The organism is Vibrio sp. 10N.222.49.C9 (genome assembly GCF_041474985.1).
GTDB classification, from domain to species: domain Bacteria; phylum Pseudomonadota; class Gammaproteobacteria; order Enterobacterales; family Vibrionaceae; genus Vibrio; species Vibrio crassostreae_C.
In genome coordinates this window covers 1-355 of record NZ_JBFRVD010000365.1, presented here as the reverse complement: position 1 = coordinate 355, position 355 = coordinate 1, and the positions used below count along the sequence as shown (strand labels likewise).

The following is a 355-nucleotide window of genomic DNA, read 5'->3' as shown; positions in this document are numbered from 1 at the left end:
CATCGAAGCGAGTGTTACCGCAGGCTCTGCCTTGATTGGTAAAGACATCAATCAAAACGGCTTGCGTCATATGGAATCGCTATTTCTGATAGAAATGGAGCGTGACGGGAACATCATTAGCCCTGTGTCTCCCACCGAGGTATTACAAAGCAATGACCGCCTGTTTTTTAATGGTGACGTCTCTAAGGTTTCTCAGCTTAAACATTACAATGGATTAGAGATATTCGCTGATAAAGAAGGCTTGGCCTCGCACAGCTTTGTTGAAGCCATACTGCTACCACAAAGTCGATTGGTTAATCGCTCACTAAAAGAATGCAATTTTAGACAAACCTTTAATGCAGGTGTTGTTGCTATT

1 protein-coding gene is annotated in these 355 nt (G+C 42.8%); it reads left to right on the top strand.

Annotated features, from left to right (window positions below; all coding sequences use genetic code 11):
• The coding region (locus tag AB4585_RS23525) for a TrkA C-terminal domain-containing protein (RefSeq protein WP_372171189.1) at window positions 1-355 on the top strand (355 nt) is incomplete at both ends.